Below are 17,895 nucleotides of genomic sequence, written 5' to 3'. Positions count from 1 at the left end.
AGGCTTAGTTTAAGACGACAAAATAAGCTAAAGGATAAAATTTAAACAATTTCTTAACCGTGTATTGTTTCTTGAGTTCCTAAGTTAGACATAATTTCCGCTTCATATTCTAGAAGTTGTTGCCATTTGGTATCAACTTCTTTTTTATTTCCGTACTTACGGGCAAAACCTAAAAACATAGTGTAATGGTTGGCTTCACTAGCCATTAGGTTTCTGTAAAAGGTCGCTAATTCTTTGTCTTGAAGTTCTTCGGAAAGCAACCTAAAACGTTCGCAACTTCTGGCTTCTATTAACGCAGCATAGAGTAAACGATGTACTAATTGTGTTGTTCTGCTACCTCCCTTAGGAAAGAATCTTATAAGTTGAATAACATAATCGTCGCGTCTATCACGACCAAGTGTCCAACCACGTTCTATAATTATATCATGTACCATTTTAAAATGACTCATTTCTTCTTTTACCAAGGCTGTCATTTCTTGTACTAATTCGGTGTACTCTGGAAAACTCACAATTAGAGAAATAGCTGTGCTTGTTGCTTTTTGTTCACAAAAAGCATGATCGGTAAGTATTTCTTCAATGTTTTTTTCTACAATATTAACCCAACGTGGGTCTGTTGGAAGTTTTAGTCCTAGCATGATTATATGGTATTAGAAACGATATCTATATTTTTAATTTGAAGCACACCTTGTTTATTGATTTTAATAGTAAAATCTTTGCATTCATTTGTGCTTGGAGTACAAAAAGAAGTGTTTAAGTATAGTGTGTCTTCGTTTGAAGTATCATAATCTATCCATATAAATTGCATGATGGCATGGTTCCAAAACGTAGCGCTTCCAAAGTCATAAAAAAGTTTTTTATTGATTAAACTTTCGTTAATAATAGTATTGTTTTTTAACACCAGAAGTTGTGCTTCAAAATTTTTATGGTGAATTTTTATTATAGAATCATTTTTTGATTTTCTGTTTTCTAAAACAAAATTGCTTTCTAAAGAATGATATTTTATTTTAACTTCAAACCCATTATTAAAAATAGTATCTGTTTTAATTTCTGTATATGTTTCTGGAACAAATTTTATTTCTTCAGTAAACGATTCTAAAAGCTTATTTTCTTTTAAAATTTCGGCATTGGTTTTATATATTCGATCTCTACCGTCGCAACTTGATAAAAAAACAATTGATAGTATAGTAAAAAATAAAAACTTACTCATATGTAGTATTTTATATGTCTAGATCGAAAGTTCTTCTTAAAATTTCGATATTTGGGTTTTTATCTTTTAATTTCTCGAATTTATCCATAGCAGTATAAGCGTATTTCTTTTCCATAACTTCGTTTACACTAATGGATAAATTAATATCGAAATTGTTTAAGGACTTTCTAACAAAACCTAAAAGACCGTATTGTTGGCGTTCTACTTCTACTTTATTTGTAGCATTAGGAAATTCTAAATGCACAGTAGTTCCTTTTACTTTTGGCGTGTCAATAGATAATATTGAAGCCAGATTGTGTTTTCCGTTTGCTTGTAATTGTTCTATATAAGTATTCCAAACGGCTATAAGTGCCTCTTCGGTAAAATCTTCAACAGGTAAGTCTTCTTCGTCAATAACAACATCCATTTGTTTAATAAGATGCTCTTTTTTTGCTCTTATACTACTTAAAGATAGACCAGATGTTCGTTTGGTTTTTTGCTTTAAAATAATTTTTGAGGGTTCGTTAACTTGAAAAGTCTCTGAAGTATCAGATTTATATGCTTTAACCTTTACATTTTCCTGTTTTGGGCTAGCATTAGCACTTTCTACATTATTTTGCTCCTGTTTAGGAGTTGTTATAGGAATAGGAGTAATGCCTTTCTTTTTGAAGTAAGACGCTGGAATTATGTAATGTCTGCTATTTTTTTTTTCTCCATCAAAAGTGATAGAGGCAAGCTGCATTAAACATAATTCGATAAGTAACCGTTGGTTTTTACTGGTTTTATATTTGAGATCGCAATCATTTGCCAGATTGATGCCTTGGAGTAGGAATTCCTGGGAGGCTTTTTTAGATTGCTCTAAGTATTTAGTTTTGGTTTGATCACCTACTTCTAGTAGTTCAATCGTCTCTGGGGTTTTACTTACTAGTAAATCCCTAAAATGTGATGCTAGTCCTGCAATATAATGATGTCCATCAAAACCTTTAGATAATGTATTGTTGAATTGTAATAGGAGTTGAGGAATCTTATTTTCTAAAATGAGATCTGTGCTTGTGAAATAGGTTTCGTAGTCAAGCACATTTAAATTTTCTGTAACGGCTTGTCTGGTTAAATTTTTACCCGAAAAGCTTACCACTCTATCAAAAATAGATAAAGCATCTCGCATGGCTCCATCTGCTTTTTGAGCAATAATATGTAGTGCGTCATCATCAGCAGTTATGCCTTGTTCTTCTGCAATATATTTTAAATATTCTTTAGCATCTTTTACTGTAATGCGTTTGAAATCAAATATTTGACAACGAGATAAAATAGTTGGAATAATTTTATGCTTTTCTGTAGTCGCTAAAATAAAAATACAATGTTTTGGAGGCTCTTCCAGTGTTTTTAGAAATGCATTGAAAGCAGCCTGAGATAACATATGTACCTCATCAATAATATAGACTTTATATTTTCCAACCTGAGGCGGGATACGAACCTGGTCTGTTAAACTTCTAATATCATCGACAGAATTATTTGAAGCAGCATCAAGTTCAAAAATATTAAAAGCAAAATCTTCTTCATTGGTTTCTGTGCCATCACTATTAATCATTTTGGCAAGAATACGAGCACAGGTCGTTTTACCAACACCTCTGGGCCCTGTAAAAAGTAAGGCTTGCGCTAAATGGTTATTATCGATGGCATTCAATAATGTATTTGTAATAGCTTGCTGCCCAACAACATCTTTAAATGTTTGAGGTCTGTATTTTCTAGCCGATACTACAAAGTGCTCCAATTTTTCTTAATTTACTTGTGTTTAACAAAGTTAAAAATTCAGTTTAAAATTAAAGATAAAGCTCACGAAATTTAAAGCGAGTTATTAACAACTATAGGTGATAAGTGTTTAAGCCCTCATTCGATGCTGTACTGAAATTAAGAAATACCAGATTTCATCGCATTTTCACCCTTCATTTCGAAGTTGTGAGTTAAAGTGATGTGTATTTTAAAGTTATGGAATAGTTCTGTTTGTTTTTTTGAAATTTAAAATTTCTTTATTGTAATTTTGCTATTAAGTAGATTGCCTTATCGCTCATGTGCCGATTTATTTCAGTATTTGGGAGGAAAGTCCGAACACCATAGTGCAACATAGTGGTTAATGGCCACCAGTCGTGAGACTAGGAAAAGTGCAACAGAAAGTATGTACAGGTTATGCTGTAGTGAAACCAGGTAAACTCTATGTGGTGCAATGTCATGTAAACCAGTGTTTGAGGGCTGCACGCTCGATGCTGGAGGGTAGACAGCTAAAGTGTATTGGTAACAATATGCGCAGATAAATGATAAGGTATTTTTGTGCTTGTTTTAGGAAATCCTGAAATGAGTTTAGAATGAACAGAATTCGGCTTATAGATTTACTTGAATATAAGAAACCCCTTCTTGCTTTTAAGAAGGGGCTTCTATTAAAATTGGTTAGCAGTAGTATATATTTTATTGGTATCAGCTGTATTTCAAAGGATATCCTGTACTTTAATTCATTTCGCTTTCAACTTCTAAAAAATTTTGACACGAATTTCACGAATTCACATTAATTAAGTTTTACAATAGTTTATTTTGGAGCATAAGATAAATCAGGTCTCATTTCTCCATGATATTCTTCTATTCTGGATATGTGATTTATTACTTTGCTAAAAGTTTCCCAGCGGTCTGGTCCCAGCAATTCTTCATTGGCTTTGGCTTTGGTTGCTTCATCTATTTCGTCTTTAGCCGAAATAGCCACCATATAGTAATTTTCCATGGCACCATACCCATTTTTGTAAATTCGGTAATAATTTGTAGACCCTTTACTTATAAAAAGTTCTTTAACAGCTTTCATACCTTCCTTTACTTTATCACCATTTTCGGGTGTGTAATACATATAAATCCATTTGCGATAATTTTGACCTTCTTGTGCTTCTCTGGATCCTTCAGGCATATAGCTTAGTGCTTCATCAAGTACAACTATGTATGAACCATGTGCTGTTAAACATTTATCAAGACGATTAAACAACTCTTTGAATTTACCACCCATAGTTGTTGCCATTTCTACATATGGATTTTTATCTAATTGAGCAAAATTCTCAATTGGAGTTATGTAGAAATATTTAAAGTCATTAGATACTGCCGACAACCATTCATCTTGTACATTATGCTCTACTGTGGCTGCAATAAATTCTTTTGCAATTTTCTCGTACTCTATAAGCATTGAAGGTTTTACGTTGTCTTGATGTACTGAGAACATTTTCTGAGCCAATGACACGTTACATGTAAAGCATAGCAAGCATGCTAAGGTTAAAGTTGTTTTAATTGCTTTCATAAATTTATAAATTAATTGATTTTTAGTTAACTAATACTTGGTTAGTAATTTTAGTCTTCTAAAACTTCGGCTTCGGCTTCTAATTTGGCAGCTGCTATAGCAGCAAATTCTAAATTCATACCTGTACCATCAAAGTAAATAAACTCTTCTACAATTTTTCCATTAACGAATTGTACAGCTAAGTGCACAGGCACAGATAATTCTTTATTGTTAGCAGCAAAAGTACCTTTGTGTGTTGCCCAATAATAAACCCATGTTTCATCCTCTTTATCTAAAACCATTTCAATGTATTCTTTGTCATGGTTAAAACCATAAGCAGACATAGCGCTAGTCATGGCTTTTAAACCTTCTAATCTTTTTTTAACAGTTAAAGGTTTAATAGAATTAACAAATATTTTTGCAGTGTCTGCAAAATGACTTTCCCATTTGTCCCAGTTGCCTGTTTCGTAGGCATTGATACCAGCTTTTAATGTTTCAATTTCAGCAGATTCTGCAAAGTAACGTTGTGTTTTTTTTTCGCAAGCAATAAAAAGAATCACTGCTAATAATAATAATAAGAGTTTTTTCATTTTATTTATGGTTTTTAAGGTTAATACTCAATATTGAACCATAAATAATCATAATTTTTTGATGAGATAAAGCATGTATAGAACTCGGGAAATCTTAGGAATTAAGTCTAAAATACTGAAAAAAAAATAATTAACAAAAAAAAGAAGAGGTAGACTTTAAGCTATTTCGAAAAAACTAAACATATTACCGCCATAACTTTTAGAATAGCTATAATGATTTAGGTTAGATAAATTAGTGTGTTTAGAGTGCTCTAGAATTAGAATTCCATCTTCTAGTAATAAATTATTTTGAAACACTAATTCTGGAATTTTAGCAAATTGTTCTTCTAAAAAGTTATAAGGGGGATCTGCAAAAATAATGTTGGTTTGCAAATTAGATTTTTCTAAAAATTTAAAAACATCACTTTTAATAGTGTTTATTGGCATTTCTAAATTTTCAGCTGTTTGGTTTATAAATTTTATACAGCCATAATCTTGGTCTACGCAGGTAATATTTTGGGTGCCTCTTGATGCAAATTCATAGCTTATATTCCCCGTGCCAGCAAATAAATCTAAAACGGAAATGTCGTCAAAATAAAACAGATTATTTATAATATTAAATAAGGACTCTTTAGCCATATCTGTTGTTGGTCTCACTGGTAATTTTTTTGGAGCAACAATTTTTCTGCTTTTATGAGTGCCTGATATTATACGCATTAGAAACTTTTTATTAATGTGAAATCTGAATGATTGTATTTTGGGTTTTCAAGATATTTGTAATTATCATTTCGGTTGATAAAACTTATATTTCTTATGTATTTATAGCCTATTTGATACAACTCATCATCTTTATGTATATCACCAATAAAAACCAAATTTAATGTTTCTGGGTTTAGTTTTAGTTGTTCTGTAGTAAATAGAACATAATATATAAAATCTTCTTTTGTTGTATATTCAAATGTATTATAAAGTAAAAGTTTCCCTTTTTCTGTAATGATTATTTCAAAATGATTTTTGTTTATGTTTAAATATACTTTGGATGCATTGGTGTTTTTTTCAAGAAGTAAAATCTCTTCAATTAAGATGGTGGACACATGCTTAAAAGTAAAAGCCCCAAATTTTTCATATATAAAATTATTAATATTTATATATGGCACATATACATTAACGCTATCATTTAACAGAATATCATCGTAAGTGATAAAATCTGATTTAAGAATTTTAGAATTAAATTTTAAATAATCAGCTAAATTGTCTTTTTCAAATAAAGGTTTTGGTACTAGAGTCGATAATTCGTTATCGTGAATGACACAAATATTAGTAAACGATTCTTGGAGAATAGTTTCTGTATTAAAAACATTTTTCAAATGATCTAAAAGCTCTAAATGATTCAGTTTTTTATTAAAATCAAAGTGTTTTAAGGCAGAAATTGTATTGGATTCTTTTTGTAGTATACAAAAAGAAAGTCCACTCAAATTTATTTGAATGGACAATTCTAAATTAGTTAGTTTGCTAGAAGTCTTATTCTGCAGCGGCATAATTTGTTGGCCAATTTCCAGTTGTATTAACTTCGTCCATAGAACCTACTTTTAAAGCATTTCCATTTACACCATCTACTGATACCACTTGATTTTCTTGAGAAAGAAGATCTGGGTTTTGATCATATAAAATAACATCTTTTTTTACTAAAGCTTCAAAAACAGGTATTTGTAACTTGTTTTGTTCTATAAATCCAGCATTTAGTGTAAATCTAGCACCTTCTTTACCTACTGGCACAAACATCATGCTTTTGTAACGATCTGAAGTTTTAAATAAAGAATCCTTCACAGAAACAAAGCCTAAAGTATCAATAACTACAATTTCTTTGGTAGTATCAACACCATATAATTTTGTTAATTCTTCATCAATAATAGTAGAATCACGACGTTGTGTAATAGTGTATTCTGCTGTATCAACAAATTTAATTAAGTTTTCAAAACTCCCTGAAAATTTACCAGTTACTTGTTTATGTGCAAGTTGAGCATCTCTAATATCAATCAAACTTGTAATGACTGTTTTGTAACGTTTGTTTTTAAGTTTGTTAAACTGAATAGGCTCGTAAATAGACATATACGTTTGATAGCCTAAAACCCCAATTATTATCCAAAGGGCAATTGTTAGAATAGGCTTGAATTTAGAAGGTATGAATTTGTCAACTAGCTTAACCAAGCCAATTGTAATCAATATCACTGCTACTGCAATAAGAATAAATGTTAACATAGTATGTGTTTTGTTAAAAGTCTTTTCGCAAATCTACAATTTTTTTTTAACCGTAAAAACCTATGGGAGTAAAAATCATTTCTATATTTGAATAATTTTTAATTAGTCTATATAATAAATGACGTCATCCGAATTTTATTCCCTTATAAAACAGCAGTTTCCGTTTAAACCAACGTTAAAGCAAAATATTGTTCTACAACAGCTTTCAGAATTTATTTTTAATCAAGCACCAAATGTGCTTTATGTGTTAAAAGGATATGCTGGTACGGGTAAGACTACAATAGTAGGAACCATTGTTGCTAATTTGTGGAAAGCAAAAAAGAGTGCCGTTCTAATGGCTCCAACGGGTAGAGCTGCAAAAGTGATTTCTAATTATTCGCAAAAAGAAGCATTTACTATACATAAAAAGATATATTTTCCGAAGAAAGAAAAAAGCGGGGGCGTTAAGTTTGTTTTACAGCCAAACAAGCATAAAAACACCATTTTTATAGTAGATGAGGCTTCAATGATACCAGATACCCCTGGAGAATCAAAACTTTTTGAAAATGGTTCGTTATTGGACGATTTAATGCAATATGTGTATTCTGGTCATAAGTGTAAATTGCTTTTAATAGGTGATACTGCTCAATTACCACCAGTTAAATTAGATTTAAGCCCAGCTTTAAACGAAGCTTCCCTTGGACTAAATTATAATAAAGAGGTTACCAAAATGGAATTGGATGAAGTTGTAAGGCAAGAACAAGATTCTGGTATTCTTGCAAATGCAACTGTATTACGAGAAGCGTTGTCGCATAGCATTTATGATAGTTTTAAATTAGATTTAGCAGATTTTAAAGATATAATCAGGTTAATTGATGGTTATGAGATTATGGATGCTATTAATGATGCTTATAGTGATTTGGGAAAAGAAGAAACGGCAATTATAGTAAGAAGTAATAAGCGAGCAAATTTATATAATCAGCAAATACGTAATAGAATACTGTTTAATGAAAGTGATCTGACTACTGGTGATTATTTAATGGTGGTTAAGAATAATTATTTTTGGGTTAAACCAACTACTGAAGCAGGGTTTATAGCTAATGGCGATATTATTGAAGTTCTCGAAATCTTTAATATTCAGGAACTTTATGGCTTTCGATTTGCAGAAGTAAAAATACGGATGGTAGATTATCCAAAAATGGCACCTTTTGAAACCGTTTTGCTTTTAGATACTATTGATGCAGAAACGCCGTCGTTATCTTATAACGACTCTAATAAGCTGTATGAAGAAGTCATGAAAGATTTTGAAAATGAATCCAGTAAATATAAAAAGTTTTTAAAAGTTAAAGGGAGTAAACATTTTAACGCACTTCAAGTAAAATTCTCTTATGCGATTACTTGTCATAAATCACAAGGAGGTCAATGGAATACTGTTTTTGTTGAGCAGCCTTATTTACCAAACGGTATCGATAAAGAATATTTACGTTGGTTATATACAGCAATAACAAGAGCTAAAGAAAAATTATACCTTATTGGCTTTAAAGATGATTTTTTTGAGGAAGATTAGTTTAAATGGATAGTCTTAGGTCTTGGCTTTCTTCGCATTGTATTTTTATAGTACTTTTTAGAGATCATAGTATTAAGTGATTAATTATAAGTGATATTGCTTGTAATTATAAAATTTTTAAATCATTTAAAGGTGAAACCTCTAATAATTATTCTATTTTTGAATTGGATTTTGACCAAATAGTTATGAAAATAATTTCAATGATTCCTGCGCGTTATAGTGCTTCGCGGTTTCCAGGAAAACTTATGCAAGACCTAGGGGGAAAAACGGTTATATTGCGTACTTATGAAGCTACAGTCGCAACTCATTTATTTGATGATGTGTTTGTTGTTACAGATAATACTATTATTTATGATGAAATTGTAAATAATGGTGGGAAAGCAATAATGAGTAAAAAAGAGCATGATTGTGGAAGCGATAGAATAGCAGAGGCCGTAGAGTTTATGGATGTAGATGTTGTTATCAACGTTCAAGGGGACGAACCTTTTACAGATAAAGAGTCTCTGGCTAAACTAATTGAAGTCTTTAAAGATGATCATGATAAAAGTATCGATCTGGCGTCTTTAATGGTGCATATTAACAATCTTGATGAGATTAACAATCCAAACACAGTAAAGGTTATTGTAGATCAATCAAATTTTGCTCTTTATTTTTCTCGAAGCCCAATTCCATATCCTAGAGAAGAAGATGCGGGCGTGACATACTATAAACATAAAGGCGTTTACGCTTTTAGAAAAGAAGCTATATTGGATTTTTATAAGTTACCAATGTTGCCATTAGAAGCTTCAGAAAAAATTGAATGTATTCGTTATTTAGAATATGGAAAACGAATTAAAATGATAGAAACTAATGTTCAAGGTGTTGAAATTGATACGCCTGAAGATTTAGAACGCGCTAAGAAATTGTGGAAGTAGTTTTATGCTAACCTCCTTGTTTTAATAATTCATTAAATGAAAATAGATTGATAAAAGAATATGAAAATATAAAAGTTATCGGCTTTGATGCGGATGATACGCTTTGGGTCAATGAAACTTATTTTCGCGAAGCCGAAGAAACCTTTGGAAGATTGTTATCTGGCTATGAAACTCCCAATAAAATAGACCAAGAATTGTTTAAAATGGAAATAAGCAATTTGCCCATATATGGATACGGAGTTAAAGCATTTGTGTTATCCATGATTCAATCTGCTTTAGAATTATCTAACTATAATGTAACCAATAAAACCATTGAAGCGATACTTAATATTGGTAAAAATATGCTTGAAAAACCAGTAGAGCTATTAGACGGTGTTGAAGAGGTTTTAGAAATATTATCAAAAAAATATCGTTTAATACTAGCCACTAAAGGAGATTTGTTAGATCAAGAGAATAAATTAGAAAAATCTGGTCTCACAAATTATTTTCATCATATAGAAGTTTTAAGTGATAAGCAAGATACTAATTACTCAAAATTATTAAACCATCTAGATGTTAAGCCATCAGAGTTTTTAATGATAGGAAATTCTTTGAAGTCGGATGTGTTACCCTTGGTAAATATAGGAGCTTCTGCTATTCATGTTCCCTTTCATACAACTTGGGCACATGAGGAGGTAACTAAAAAAGAAACAAACGGAAAAACGTATAAAACGGTAGATAGTTTACGAAATGTTATAAAACTATTGAGCTAATTGAAGGTCATAGATATAAATACTTGGAATAGAAAGCAGCATTATGAGCATTTTATTGGGTTAAAAGACCCTTATTTTGCTGTAACTATACCTTTTAATGTTACTAAGGCATATAAGTTTTCAAAAGAAAACCATACAAGCTTTTTTGGGAAATATTTACATGATTGTATGTGTATGAAAGCCATAAATAACGTTGATAATTTTAGGTATAGAATTGAAGAAGATCATGTAGTTGATTATAATATTATTCACGCATCGGCTACAATTATGAGAAGTAATAAAACGTTTGGCTTTTCATTTATTGAGTATCATGACGATTTGAATATTTTTATTAAAAATATAGCTGTAGAAAAAGAAAGAATTGAAAACACAACAGATTTATATCCGCCTCAAAATGGATTAGACTGTATCCATTGTTCTGCGATGCCTTGGCTATATTTTTCTGGACAAAAAGAACCTGTTTCTGGAGTTCTAGATTCAGTACCAAAGATTGCGTTTAGTAAAATAAAAAAATAAATAAAGAATTAATGATGAATGTTTCTGTTAATGTAAATCATGCTTTAGTTGATGGTTATCACGTTGGTTTGTTTGCAGAAAAGTTTCAAGAAAATTTAAACCTGTAAAAATTAAATACTATTTTTACTTTTGAAAAAGAAAACAAACTAAATGAGTTATAAAAACTTTCCAATGGTACCAAGAATTATTTTTGGTAGAGGTAGTTTCAATCAATTAAACGAAATTTTGACCCCAAAACGTTTAAACATCAATGCGCCATTTATTTATTTGGTAGATGATGTTTTTAAAAACAATTCTTGGTTAACTTCAAGAATACAGTTATCATATAATGATAAAATTATTTTTATTTCTTCAAAAGAAGAACCAAAAACGTCTCAAGTAGATGCATTGGTTGAAGAAATTATTTTAGAAAATAAAGAACGTCCTTCGGGTGTTATTGGTATAGGAGGCGGGACACTTTTAGATTTAGCTAAAGCCGTTTCTATAATGTTAACCAACGAAGGGGAAGCTAAAGATTATCAAGGATGGGATTTAGTGAAAAATGCAGCAATATACCATGTAGGTATTCCAACAATATCTGGTACAGGAGCAGAAGTATCTAGAACAACTGTTCTTACTGGACCGCATAAAAAGCTTGGTATAAATTCAGACTTTACACCATTTGATCAAGTTATATTAGATTCCGAACTCACAGATAATGTTCCTAAAGATCAATGGTTTTATACAGGAATGGACTGTTATATCCACTGTGTAGAGTCATTAGATGGCACTTATTTAAATGCTTTTAGTGAAAGTTATGGTGATATGGCTTTAGAGTTGTGTAAAGAAATATTTTTAGGTGACGATCTTACAAAGGTTGAAGCTCAAGAAAAATTGATGATGGCTTCATGGCATGGTGGTATGAGCATTGTTTACTCTCAAGTTGGTGTTGCACATGCTATGAGTTATGGTTTATCTTATTTGTTAGGGACTAAACATGGTATTGGTAATTGTATTGTTTTTAATCATTTAGAAGAATTTTATCCAGAAGGGGTAAAACTTTTTAAAGAAATGAAATTAAAACACGATATTGAGCTACCAGAGGGCATTTGTGCTAATTTAACAGATGAAGAATTTAATGCCATGATTGATATTTCATTTAGTTTGGAACCACTTTGGGAAAACGCTTTGGGTAAAAATTGGAAAAAAATAATTACTCGCGAAAAATTAAGAGCTCTTTATCAAAAAATGTAGTATGCGATGGCTAGCCGAATTTATTTATTTCAAATTATTAGGATGGAAAGTTGTAGGTAATACTGATATTTCAAAAAATTCAATTAAAAAAGCTATAATCATAACAGTACCGCATACAAGCTGGCATGACTTTTATATTGCTATTCTGTTACGTTCTGTACTAAGAATAAAAACAAATTTTATTGGAAAAAAAGAATTATTTGTATTTCCAATAGGATGGTTTTTTAAAGCCTTAGGGGGGGTACCAATTAATAGAGACACCAAAGAAAAAAAAGTAGATATAATCGCTAAGTTATTTGATGTAAAAGAAGAATTCAGGATGGCTTTAGCTCCAGAAGGAACTCGTAAAAAGGTAAATAAATGGCGTACAGGATTTTATTATATAGCTAAAAAAGCAAACGTACCAATTGTAATGATTTCACTTGATTTTGAAAATAAACAAAATAAAATTTCAGAACCCTTTTATCCAACAGATAATATAGAAGCCGATTTTAAGTCTATGCATTATTTCTTTAAAGACGTAAAAGGAAAAATACCTAAGTTTTCTTAATTGTTTTGAGGTTCTTATATTTTATTATAATTGCTTTTGTTTTCCCTGTAGTGTATTCAAAATGAATGACTTTGATTCAATTCATTTCTAAATATTTATGTTTTAATTGTTAAAGTGGCATAGAATTTGAAATATAATAATTGTATTAGAAATGAAACATAAAGTAAACAATTATTTGTTCCTAAAAAGAAACATTTCTACTTCGTATAAACAATAAGGCTACCACATTAAATATATGGCAGCCTTTTTTGTTTGGAATACTTTTTATTTATATGCTTTATTTTATTTCTTTTAAAGCATTATCAATAAGAGTTCTTAAATGTTGTTTATGAGCTCTAGATGCTATATTACCTGTGTTAGAAGCCATTTTTTTGATGTTTTTTAAATTATACAAAGCCATAGATTTAGCATGGTTTGTATACCTGTTACTTTGCTTCCCTGTAAGCATGTTTATAAGCATGTTAGTATATGCCAGCTGTAAATTTTGTCTAAAAGAGTTTATATTAGAATATATATCAGTCTTAAAAATAGCACTATTTAAATCATTCATAAAAGTAGCTAGCTTATATGTATTACCATATAATTCTGAATCTGTAATTCTTTGTAATGTATTGACATGTAATAGATGATTAAGCACACCTTTCTGATAGCCTAATACTTGACTATGAATTTTAGGATCTTCTGTAGCTCTAAAGAAATCAAAGCCCCTTCTTTGCATTGCTAAGTAGTTATATAAGTTGTTGGGAGCATTAAAAGCATCTGGTGCAAATACATATTTACTTAAAGTTGCCATGGCTCTTTTTTGATCTTTTAAACTTACTGGTGTGTAGGGCTGTTTTTCTCCATTTTGTTTTGCCATAGCTCTATCTACATATACGCCTCCAATAAATCTAGATACAACATTGGCAGCATCTATTCTTTGGCTACTTAAAATATAATAAGCTTGTCTTAATTCTTGATAAGACTGTCCAGATTTAGTAAACTTATCTTTTATACCACTCATTATAGTGTTGATCGTTTCAAAACGATCAATAGAATATCTAATTTGATCGTTAGACATATCTCCAATCATAACTCTTGGGTCAATAGCTTTTCCAGGAGCCCGCATATCATCAGCATCATTTCCAAAAATAAGTTCAGGTTTGGTTGATTGTTCTAATAATTTTGTTCTTTCAAGTTCTGTTTTAAAAGGCGTATATCCAAATTGAATGGCCCAAACATCATAAGGTCCAACTGCTGTATCATAAAACTGACCTTGCTTTGTTCTGTCTTTCGTTATGTTAATGGCAGCATAATCCATTACAGAGCCTGTTAAACATTTACCTTTAATAAAATCTGCATCGGCTAATTGTTCTGGAGAGAATAATTGACTTGCTTTCATATTATGGTTTAAGCCTAAAGTATGCCCAACCTCATGCATAATTAAAGACGTCATTGCTTCTTTTTTCATGCGTTTCATTTCTAAATCTGAAGCATCACTGGCTTTTAACACGGCGTTTCCAAAAAGAGTGTTTTCATGCATCACATGGCCTAAAGAGCAATACATTGTATGGTCTTCTTCTGTATTTGAATTCTCAAAAGTCTCATTTAATGATGCCAGGTTAAATAATTTATCATACATAACTCTGTTCGTGAAATGCACATATTCTAGCATAATATCTGCTCCTAAAATTTGTCCTGTTTTTGGGTTTACAAAACTAGGGCCATAACCACCAAAAGGAGGTTGCGGAGACGATGTCCAACGTAATACATTATATCTTATATCTCCAGCATCCCAATTGGCATCATCTGGTTGAATTTTAACAGCCATAGCATTTTTAAACCCAGCTTTTTCAAAAGCTACATTCCATTGTAAAACAGCTTTTTTTATCGTTTCACGCCATTCTACTGGTGTTGAATTTTCTATCCACCAAGTAATGGGTTCTACAGGCTCTGAAACGGCTGCACTAGGATCTTTCTTTTTTAAATTCCAGCGATGTACTAAATCGCGGTATGATGTCGAGCTCGTTGATGTTTGATCGTCTACTTGCGTTGTAAAATAACCAACCCTAGGGTCATCATACCTAATTTCATAATCGTTTTCTGGCATTGCTATCAAGCTATGAAATACCTTAATACTTACATTTCTTCCATCTGCCAAGGCATTTGAACCACGATTTAAAACAGAAGGCGAAGAATATATATATTCTACTACCAGATCTGTATTCTTATCATAATTACGAATAGCGTTTATTTTAGTTTTTGCTTTATTTAGGCTTCCTAATTTAAAAGCGGTAGGTGGTGTTCCAGGAGATTTTGGTCGCTTAATTTGTGATAGTGTTTCGGCTAAAAATAAATTATCTGCCTTTATTAAATAAAGCCCCTTTTTTTTATCATGGCTTTCAATTTTTATACTAGCCATATTTCCATTGCTAATATTGGCATCTTTAGATTTTGAAAGGGCGCTTTTGGGATCAAAGTAAAACGACGTATTTTGTGTTATAAATTCAATCTTATTAAAATATTTTTCAATTTTAAACACTTTAGAGCCTTTGTAAGACCCTCTAATAGTTCTTCCAGCATCCATAACCCCATTGGCTACTTGGCTAAAGTAAATGTACTCTTTGTTTATTTGATCATCCGATATAATCATTTGTATAGAACCTGTTATGGTATCTTGGTAAATAGGGAAGAGGCCTTCTATTTTTTTACTAGATTTAACTAGATCTGCAATTGTTTTTTCTTTTTTCTTAACAGGCTTATCAATAACTTCTACTTGATTTTTTTTCTTTCCTTTTTTTCTTTTTTGGGCTTGTATATTTTCAGATACAGAAAAAAGCACTAGTGTTAATACAAAACAAATGAGTTTTGTGGAAATCCGTTTTTTTAATTTCATAATATTAAAACGATTAGATTTTTGATTATTTTGAATTAGTCAGGATAAAATTAAAAATAAAGGACAGGTAATCACCTAAAAAAATGTTAAAAGGCATCTAATGTTATAGATTTTGAAGGTATTTAATATTTAATATATCAGTATCTTTAACCATTATGGTAAAAGACACTAAAATTGCAGTATTAATTGATGGCGATAATATACCATCAAAGTATATTTCTGAAATGATGGAAGAAATAGCAAAGTACGGAACTCCAACAATAAAACGAATTTATGGAGATTGGACGAAGCCGCATTTATCAAAGTGGAAAAACATACTACTTGAAAATGCCATTACACCCATTCAGCAGTATGCTTATACTACGGGGAAGAATGCTACAGATTCTGCGATGATAATTGATGCGATGGATATTTTATATTCTGAAAAAGTGAATGGTTTTTGTTTGGTGTCTTCTGATAGTGATTTTACAAAATTAGCAACTCGATTACGAGAAGCTGGTATGCAGGTTTATGGAATGGGAGAAAAGAAAACTCCAAACCCATTTATTGTTGCTTGCGATAAGTTTATTTATTTAGAAATTCTTAAAAAAGATATTGAAAAAGACGATAAAGAAGGCAAATCTATAAAGGCTAATTTATATAATATTACGCCTAAAGTGATTAGACTTCTTAAAAATTCAGTCTCTGATGCTGCAGATGATGATGGTTGGGCTTTTTTAGGAGATGTTGGTTCTTTAATTCTTAAGAAACAGCCTAATTTTGATTCTAGAAACTTTGGTTTTGATAAATTAACTCCTCTTTTTAAATCCTTGGATCATTTTGAAATGGAACAACGAGACCAAAGTAATGGGCGATTTAAATTAATTTATGTTAAGAATAAATAGTTAAACCTAAAAGTTTTTTGATAGAGGAGGAATCTACTTTGGAAGCTACTAATAACTAATAATAATAATCCTACCTTCACAGGAATTTATGGTTTAGCCAATATTTTATCCATAATCCAGCTAGTATGAAGGGCAGAGTCTCCAGAGGAAGGGTGGATGTAGTTTTTTTTGATTAGCATGTCTCTCATTCCCTCTACATGATTAAGTTGTATATGTTTTGGATTTTCAATGACTAATTCTTCGCTTTTTGTATCGCTGTTTAATACGATTGGGTTATCATGAAAAACAGAGAATTGGATGGTACCTTTACTGCCAGAAATTTGAACCTTATCAGTGTGGTTATCGCAACCAAAATTCCAATTACCCGATCCTGTAGCACCATTTTCATGTACCCAACAGGCTGTTACTGCATCATCTGAGGTATAAAGGTTTTGTTGATTAAGGGTGATTCCATGTGCATTTTTTATATTGCCTAGTAGGTAGGTAAATAAATCAAGCCCATGACTTGCCAAATCATCAAAATATCCAGCAGGAGCTATTTTAGAATCAGTTCGCCAATTATAGGCTTCTGATTTATCTAAATCGCTTGCTGGTTTATTTAATTGCCAATTTATATGTCTAATGTCTCCAATATAATTGTTTTCTAACCAGTCTTTAACCTGATTGAATCGAGGTAAAGACCTTCTGTAATAAGCAACGAATAAAGGGAGGTTTTTCTCTTTAAATGCTTGGTAGATAGCTAAACTCTCAGGATAACTTGGTGTCATTGGTTTTTCAATACAACAAGGTTTACCAGCATTTGCAACTTTTAAAGCATAAAGCTTATGCGTGTCTGGAGGTGTTGCTATGTAAACTGCATCAACAGCAGGATCATTAATTAATTGATCTGCATTAGTATAAAAGGTGCTTATGTTATGTCTTTGGGCATAGTCCTTAGCTTTATCAAAATCTCGCCTCATAACAGCGACTATTTCAAAACCTTCTGTCTCTTTATATGCAGGACCGCTTTTAACTTCTGTAACATCACCACATCCAATAATCCCCCATCTAATTGTTTTATTTAATTTTTGAGAATTGGACATGTGGTCTTTATTAATTGGATAAAAAATTTACTCATTAGTTTCTTTTATGGTATGATACAGATGTTGTTTGTTATTGTTTTAATGGTAATCGTAATAAATATAAGAGTTAAGGAGAATTTTATTTAAAATTGGTTTAGTATTGGTTCTAAAACGATGATATTTAATTAATAGAGTTAATGAACTTTACAAACATACAAAAAGTCTTATAATAACCAAACGAGAGTA

General features: G+C 31.1%; 17 protein-coding genes and 1 other RNA gene. 8 read left to right on the top strand and 10 right to left on the bottom strand.

Annotated elements, in window-relative coordinates; genetic code table 11:
- Window positions 1-53: 53 nt before the first annotated feature.
- The 3 genes from Q4Q40_RS17770 to dnaX are packed head-to-tail and all read right to left on the bottom strand — an operon-like array spanning window position 54 to window position 2,957.
- Window positions 54-635 carry a MiaE family protein gene (locus tag Q4Q40_RS17770; RefSeq protein WP_303303302.1) on the bottom strand — a complete coding sequence of 194 codons (582 nt, stop codon included), beginning with the start codon at window positions 633-635 and terminating at the stop codon, window positions 54-56.
- 2 nt (window positions 636-637) lie between these two features.
- Complete coding sequence (locus tag Q4Q40_RS17765; protein ID WP_303303300.1) at window positions 638-1,207, bottom strand: hypothetical protein; 570 nt, start codon at window positions 1,205-1,207, stop codon at window positions 638-640.
- Window positions 1,208-1,217: 10 nt separating this feature from the next.
- Window positions 1,218-2,957 (bottom strand): DNA polymerase III subunit gamma/tau, encoded by a 1,740-nt coding sequence (gene dnaX / locus Q4Q40_RS17760; RefSeq protein WP_303303299.1) that lies wholly within the window; start codon window positions 2,955-2,957, stop codon window positions 1,218-1,220.
- A gap of 274 nt (window positions 2,958-3,231) precedes the next feature.
- On the opposite strand from dnaX, the gene rnpB reads away from it, so the two are divergent.
- Window positions 3,232-3,581: RNase P RNA component class A (rnpB, locus tag Q4Q40_RS17755), an RNA gene on the top strand.
- A 183-nt stretch (window positions 3,582-3,764) separates the two neighbouring features.
- On the opposite strand, the gene Q4Q40_RS17750 is transcribed toward rnpB, so the two are convergent.
- The 5 genes from Q4Q40_RS17750 to Q4Q40_RS17730 form a co-directional block, all read right to left on the bottom strand.
- Entirely contained in the window at window positions 3,765-4,511 is a 747-nt protein-coding gene (locus tag Q4Q40_RS17750) for a hypothetical protein (protein WP_303303297.1), read from the bottom strand.
- A gap of 50 nt (window positions 4,512-4,561) precedes the next feature.
- Window positions 4,562-5,080: an ester cyclase gene (locus Q4Q40_RS17745; protein ID WP_303303296.1), complete on the bottom strand. Its 519-nt coding sequence runs from the start codon at window positions 5,078-5,080 to the stop codon at window positions 4,562-4,564.
- 156 nt (window positions 5,081-5,236) lie between these two features.
- A complete protein-coding gene (locus Q4Q40_RS17740; protein ID WP_303303295.1) occupies window positions 5,237-5,776 on the bottom strand; it encodes an RsmD family RNA methyltransferase in 540 nt (179 codons plus the stop codon).
- Window positions 5,776-6,597 (bottom strand): DUF3822 family protein, encoded by an 822-nt coding sequence (locus Q4Q40_RS17735; protein ID WP_303303294.1) that lies wholly within the window; start codon window positions 6,595-6,597, stop codon window positions 5,776-5,778. The genes Q4Q40_RS17740 and Q4Q40_RS17735 overlap by 1 nt, the downstream gene beginning before the upstream one ends.
- Window positions 6,581-7,318 carry a hypothetical protein gene (locus Q4Q40_RS17730; protein ID WP_303303293.1) on the bottom strand — a complete coding sequence of 246 codons (738 nt, stop codon included), beginning with the start codon at window positions 7,316-7,318 and terminating at the stop codon, window positions 6,581-6,583. Before Q4Q40_RS17730 ends, Q4Q40_RS17735 begins: the two co-directional genes overlap by 17 nt.
- A 118-nt stretch (window positions 7,319-7,436) precedes the next feature.
- On the opposite strand from Q4Q40_RS17730, the gene Q4Q40_RS17725 reads away from it, so the two are divergent.
- From Q4Q40_RS17725 to Q4Q40_RS17700, 6 genes are all read left to right on the top strand, one after another.
- Window positions 7,437-8,864, top strand: coding sequence for an ATP-dependent DNA helicase (locus tag Q4Q40_RS17725; protein ID WP_303303292.1), 1,428 nt, complete (start codon window positions 7,437-7,439; stop codon window positions 8,862-8,864).
- A gap of 185 nt (window positions 8,865-9,049) precedes the next feature.
- Window positions 9,050-9,778: a 3-deoxy-manno-octulosonate cytidylyltransferase gene (gene kdsB / locus Q4Q40_RS17720; protein ID WP_303303291.1), complete on the top strand. Its 729-nt coding sequence runs from the start codon at window positions 9,050-9,052 to the stop codon at window positions 9,776-9,778.
- Between the two features lie 47 nt (window positions 9,779-9,825).
- Entirely contained in the window at window positions 9,826-10,530 is a 705-nt protein-coding gene (locus Q4Q40_RS17715) for an HAD family hydrolase (protein ID WP_303303290.1), read from the top strand.
- Window positions 10,531-11,046: a CatA-like O-acetyltransferase gene (locus Q4Q40_RS17710; protein ID WP_303303289.1), complete on the top strand. Its 516-nt coding sequence runs from the start codon at window positions 10,531-10,533 to the stop codon at window positions 11,044-11,046.
- Window positions 11,047-11,196: 150 nt separating this feature from the next.
- Window positions 11,197-12,279 carry an iron-containing alcohol dehydrogenase family protein gene (locus Q4Q40_RS17705; RefSeq protein WP_303303288.1) on the top strand — a complete coding sequence of 361 codons (1,083 nt, stop codon included), beginning with the start codon at window positions 11,197-11,199 and terminating at the stop codon, window positions 12,277-12,279.
- Window position 12,280: 1 nt separating this feature from the next.
- Window positions 12,281-12,829 carry a 1-acyl-sn-glycerol-3-phosphate acyltransferase gene (locus Q4Q40_RS17700; protein ID WP_303303287.1) on the top strand — a complete coding sequence of 183 codons (549 nt, stop codon included), beginning with the start codon at window positions 12,281-12,283 and terminating at the stop codon, window positions 12,827-12,829.
- A gap of 277 nt (window positions 12,830-13,106) precedes the next feature.
- Here the strand turns inward: Q4Q40_RS17700 and Q4Q40_RS17695 are convergent, their stop codons facing one another.
- Window positions 13,107-15,704: a zinc-dependent metalloprotease gene (locus Q4Q40_RS17695; RefSeq protein ID WP_303303286.1), complete on the bottom strand. Its 2,598-nt coding sequence runs from the start codon at window positions 15,702-15,704 to the stop codon at window positions 13,107-13,109.
- A 155-nt stretch (window positions 15,705-15,859) separates the two neighbouring features.
- Here Q4Q40_RS17695 and Q4Q40_RS17690 point away from each other — a divergent pair, with 155 nt between their 5' ends.
- The gene (locus Q4Q40_RS17690) at window positions 15,860-16,588 is read left to right on the top strand and encodes an NYN domain-containing protein (RefSeq protein ID WP_303303285.1); all 729 of its coding nucleotides are present in this window, start codon (window positions 15,860-15,862) and stop codon (window positions 16,586-16,588) included.
- An 86-nt stretch (window positions 16,589-16,674) separates the two neighbouring features.
- On the opposite strand, the gene Q4Q40_RS17685 is transcribed toward Q4Q40_RS17690, so the two are convergent.
- The gene (locus Q4Q40_RS17685) at window positions 16,675-17,670 is read right to left on the bottom strand and encodes a Gfo/Idh/MocA family protein (RefSeq protein WP_303303284.1); all 996 of its coding nucleotides are present in this window, start codon (window positions 17,668-17,670) and stop codon (window positions 16,675-16,677) included.
- Window positions 17,671-17,895 lie beyond the last annotated feature (225 nt).

The sequence above is a fragment of the Flavivirga jejuensis genome (assembly GCF_030540765.1).
Classification (GTDB): Bacteria; Bacteroidota; Bacteroidia; order Flavobacteriales; family Flavobacteriaceae; genus Flavivirga; species Flavivirga jejuensis.
The sequence above is the reverse complement of the archived record's forward strand: the minus strand, read 5'-3'. Positions and strand labels throughout refer to the sequence as shown.

Bases quoted from the DNA above. Each gene is read 5' to 3' on its own strand.
- Q4Q40_RS17770 (WP_303303302.1), bottom strand. From the start codon at position 635: ATGCTAGGACTAAAACTTCCAACAGACCCACGTTGGGTTAATATTGTA.
- Q4Q40_RS17765 (WP_303303300.1), bottom strand. From the start codon at position 1,207: ATGAGTAAGTTTTTATTTTTTACTATACTATCAATTGTTTTTTTATCA.
- Q4Q40_RS17750 (WP_303303297.1), bottom strand. From the start codon at position 4,511: ATGAAAGCAATTAAAACAACTTTAACCTTAGCATGCTTGCTATGCTTT.
- Q4Q40_RS17745 (WP_303303296.1), bottom strand. From the start codon at position 5,080: ATGAAAAAACTCTTATTATTATTATTAGCAGTGATTCTTTTTATTGCT.
- Q4Q40_RS17740 (WP_303303295.1), bottom strand. From the start codon at position 5,776: ATGCGTATAATATCAGGCACTCATAAAAGCAGAAAAATTGTTGCTCCA.
- Q4Q40_RS17735 (WP_303303294.1), bottom strand. From the start codon at position 6,597: ATGCCGCTGCAGAATAAGACTTCTAGCAAACTAACTAATTTAGAATTG.
- Q4Q40_RS17730 (WP_303303293.1), bottom strand. From the start codon at position 7,318: ATGTTAACATTTATTCTTATTGCAGTAGCAGTGATATTGATTACAATT.
- Q4Q40_RS17725 (WP_303303292.1), top strand. From the start codon at position 7,437: ATGACGTCATCCGAATTTTATTCCCTTATAAAACAGCAGTTTCCGTTT.
- kdsB (WP_303303291.1), top strand. From the start codon at position 9,050: ATGAAAATAATTTCAATGATTCCTGCGCGTTATAGTGCTTCGCGGTTT.
- Q4Q40_RS17705 (WP_303303288.1), top strand. From the start codon at position 11,197: ATGAGTTATAAAAACTTTCCAATGGTACCAAGAATTATTTTTGGTAGA.
- Q4Q40_RS17700 (WP_303303287.1), top strand. From the start codon at position 12,281: ATGCGATGGCTAGCCGAATTTATTTATTTCAAATTATTAGGATGGAAA.
- Q4Q40_RS17695 (WP_303303286.1), bottom strand. From the start codon at position 15,704: ATGAAATTAAAAAAACGGATTTCCACAAAACTCATTTGTTTTGTATTA.
- Q4Q40_RS17690 (WP_303303285.1), top strand. From the start codon at position 15,860: ATGGTAAAAGACACTAAAATTGCAGTATTAATTGATGGCGATAATATA.
- Q4Q40_RS17685 (WP_303303284.1), bottom strand. From the start codon at position 17,670: ATGTCCAATTCTCAAAAATTAAATAAAACAATTAGATGGGGGATTATT.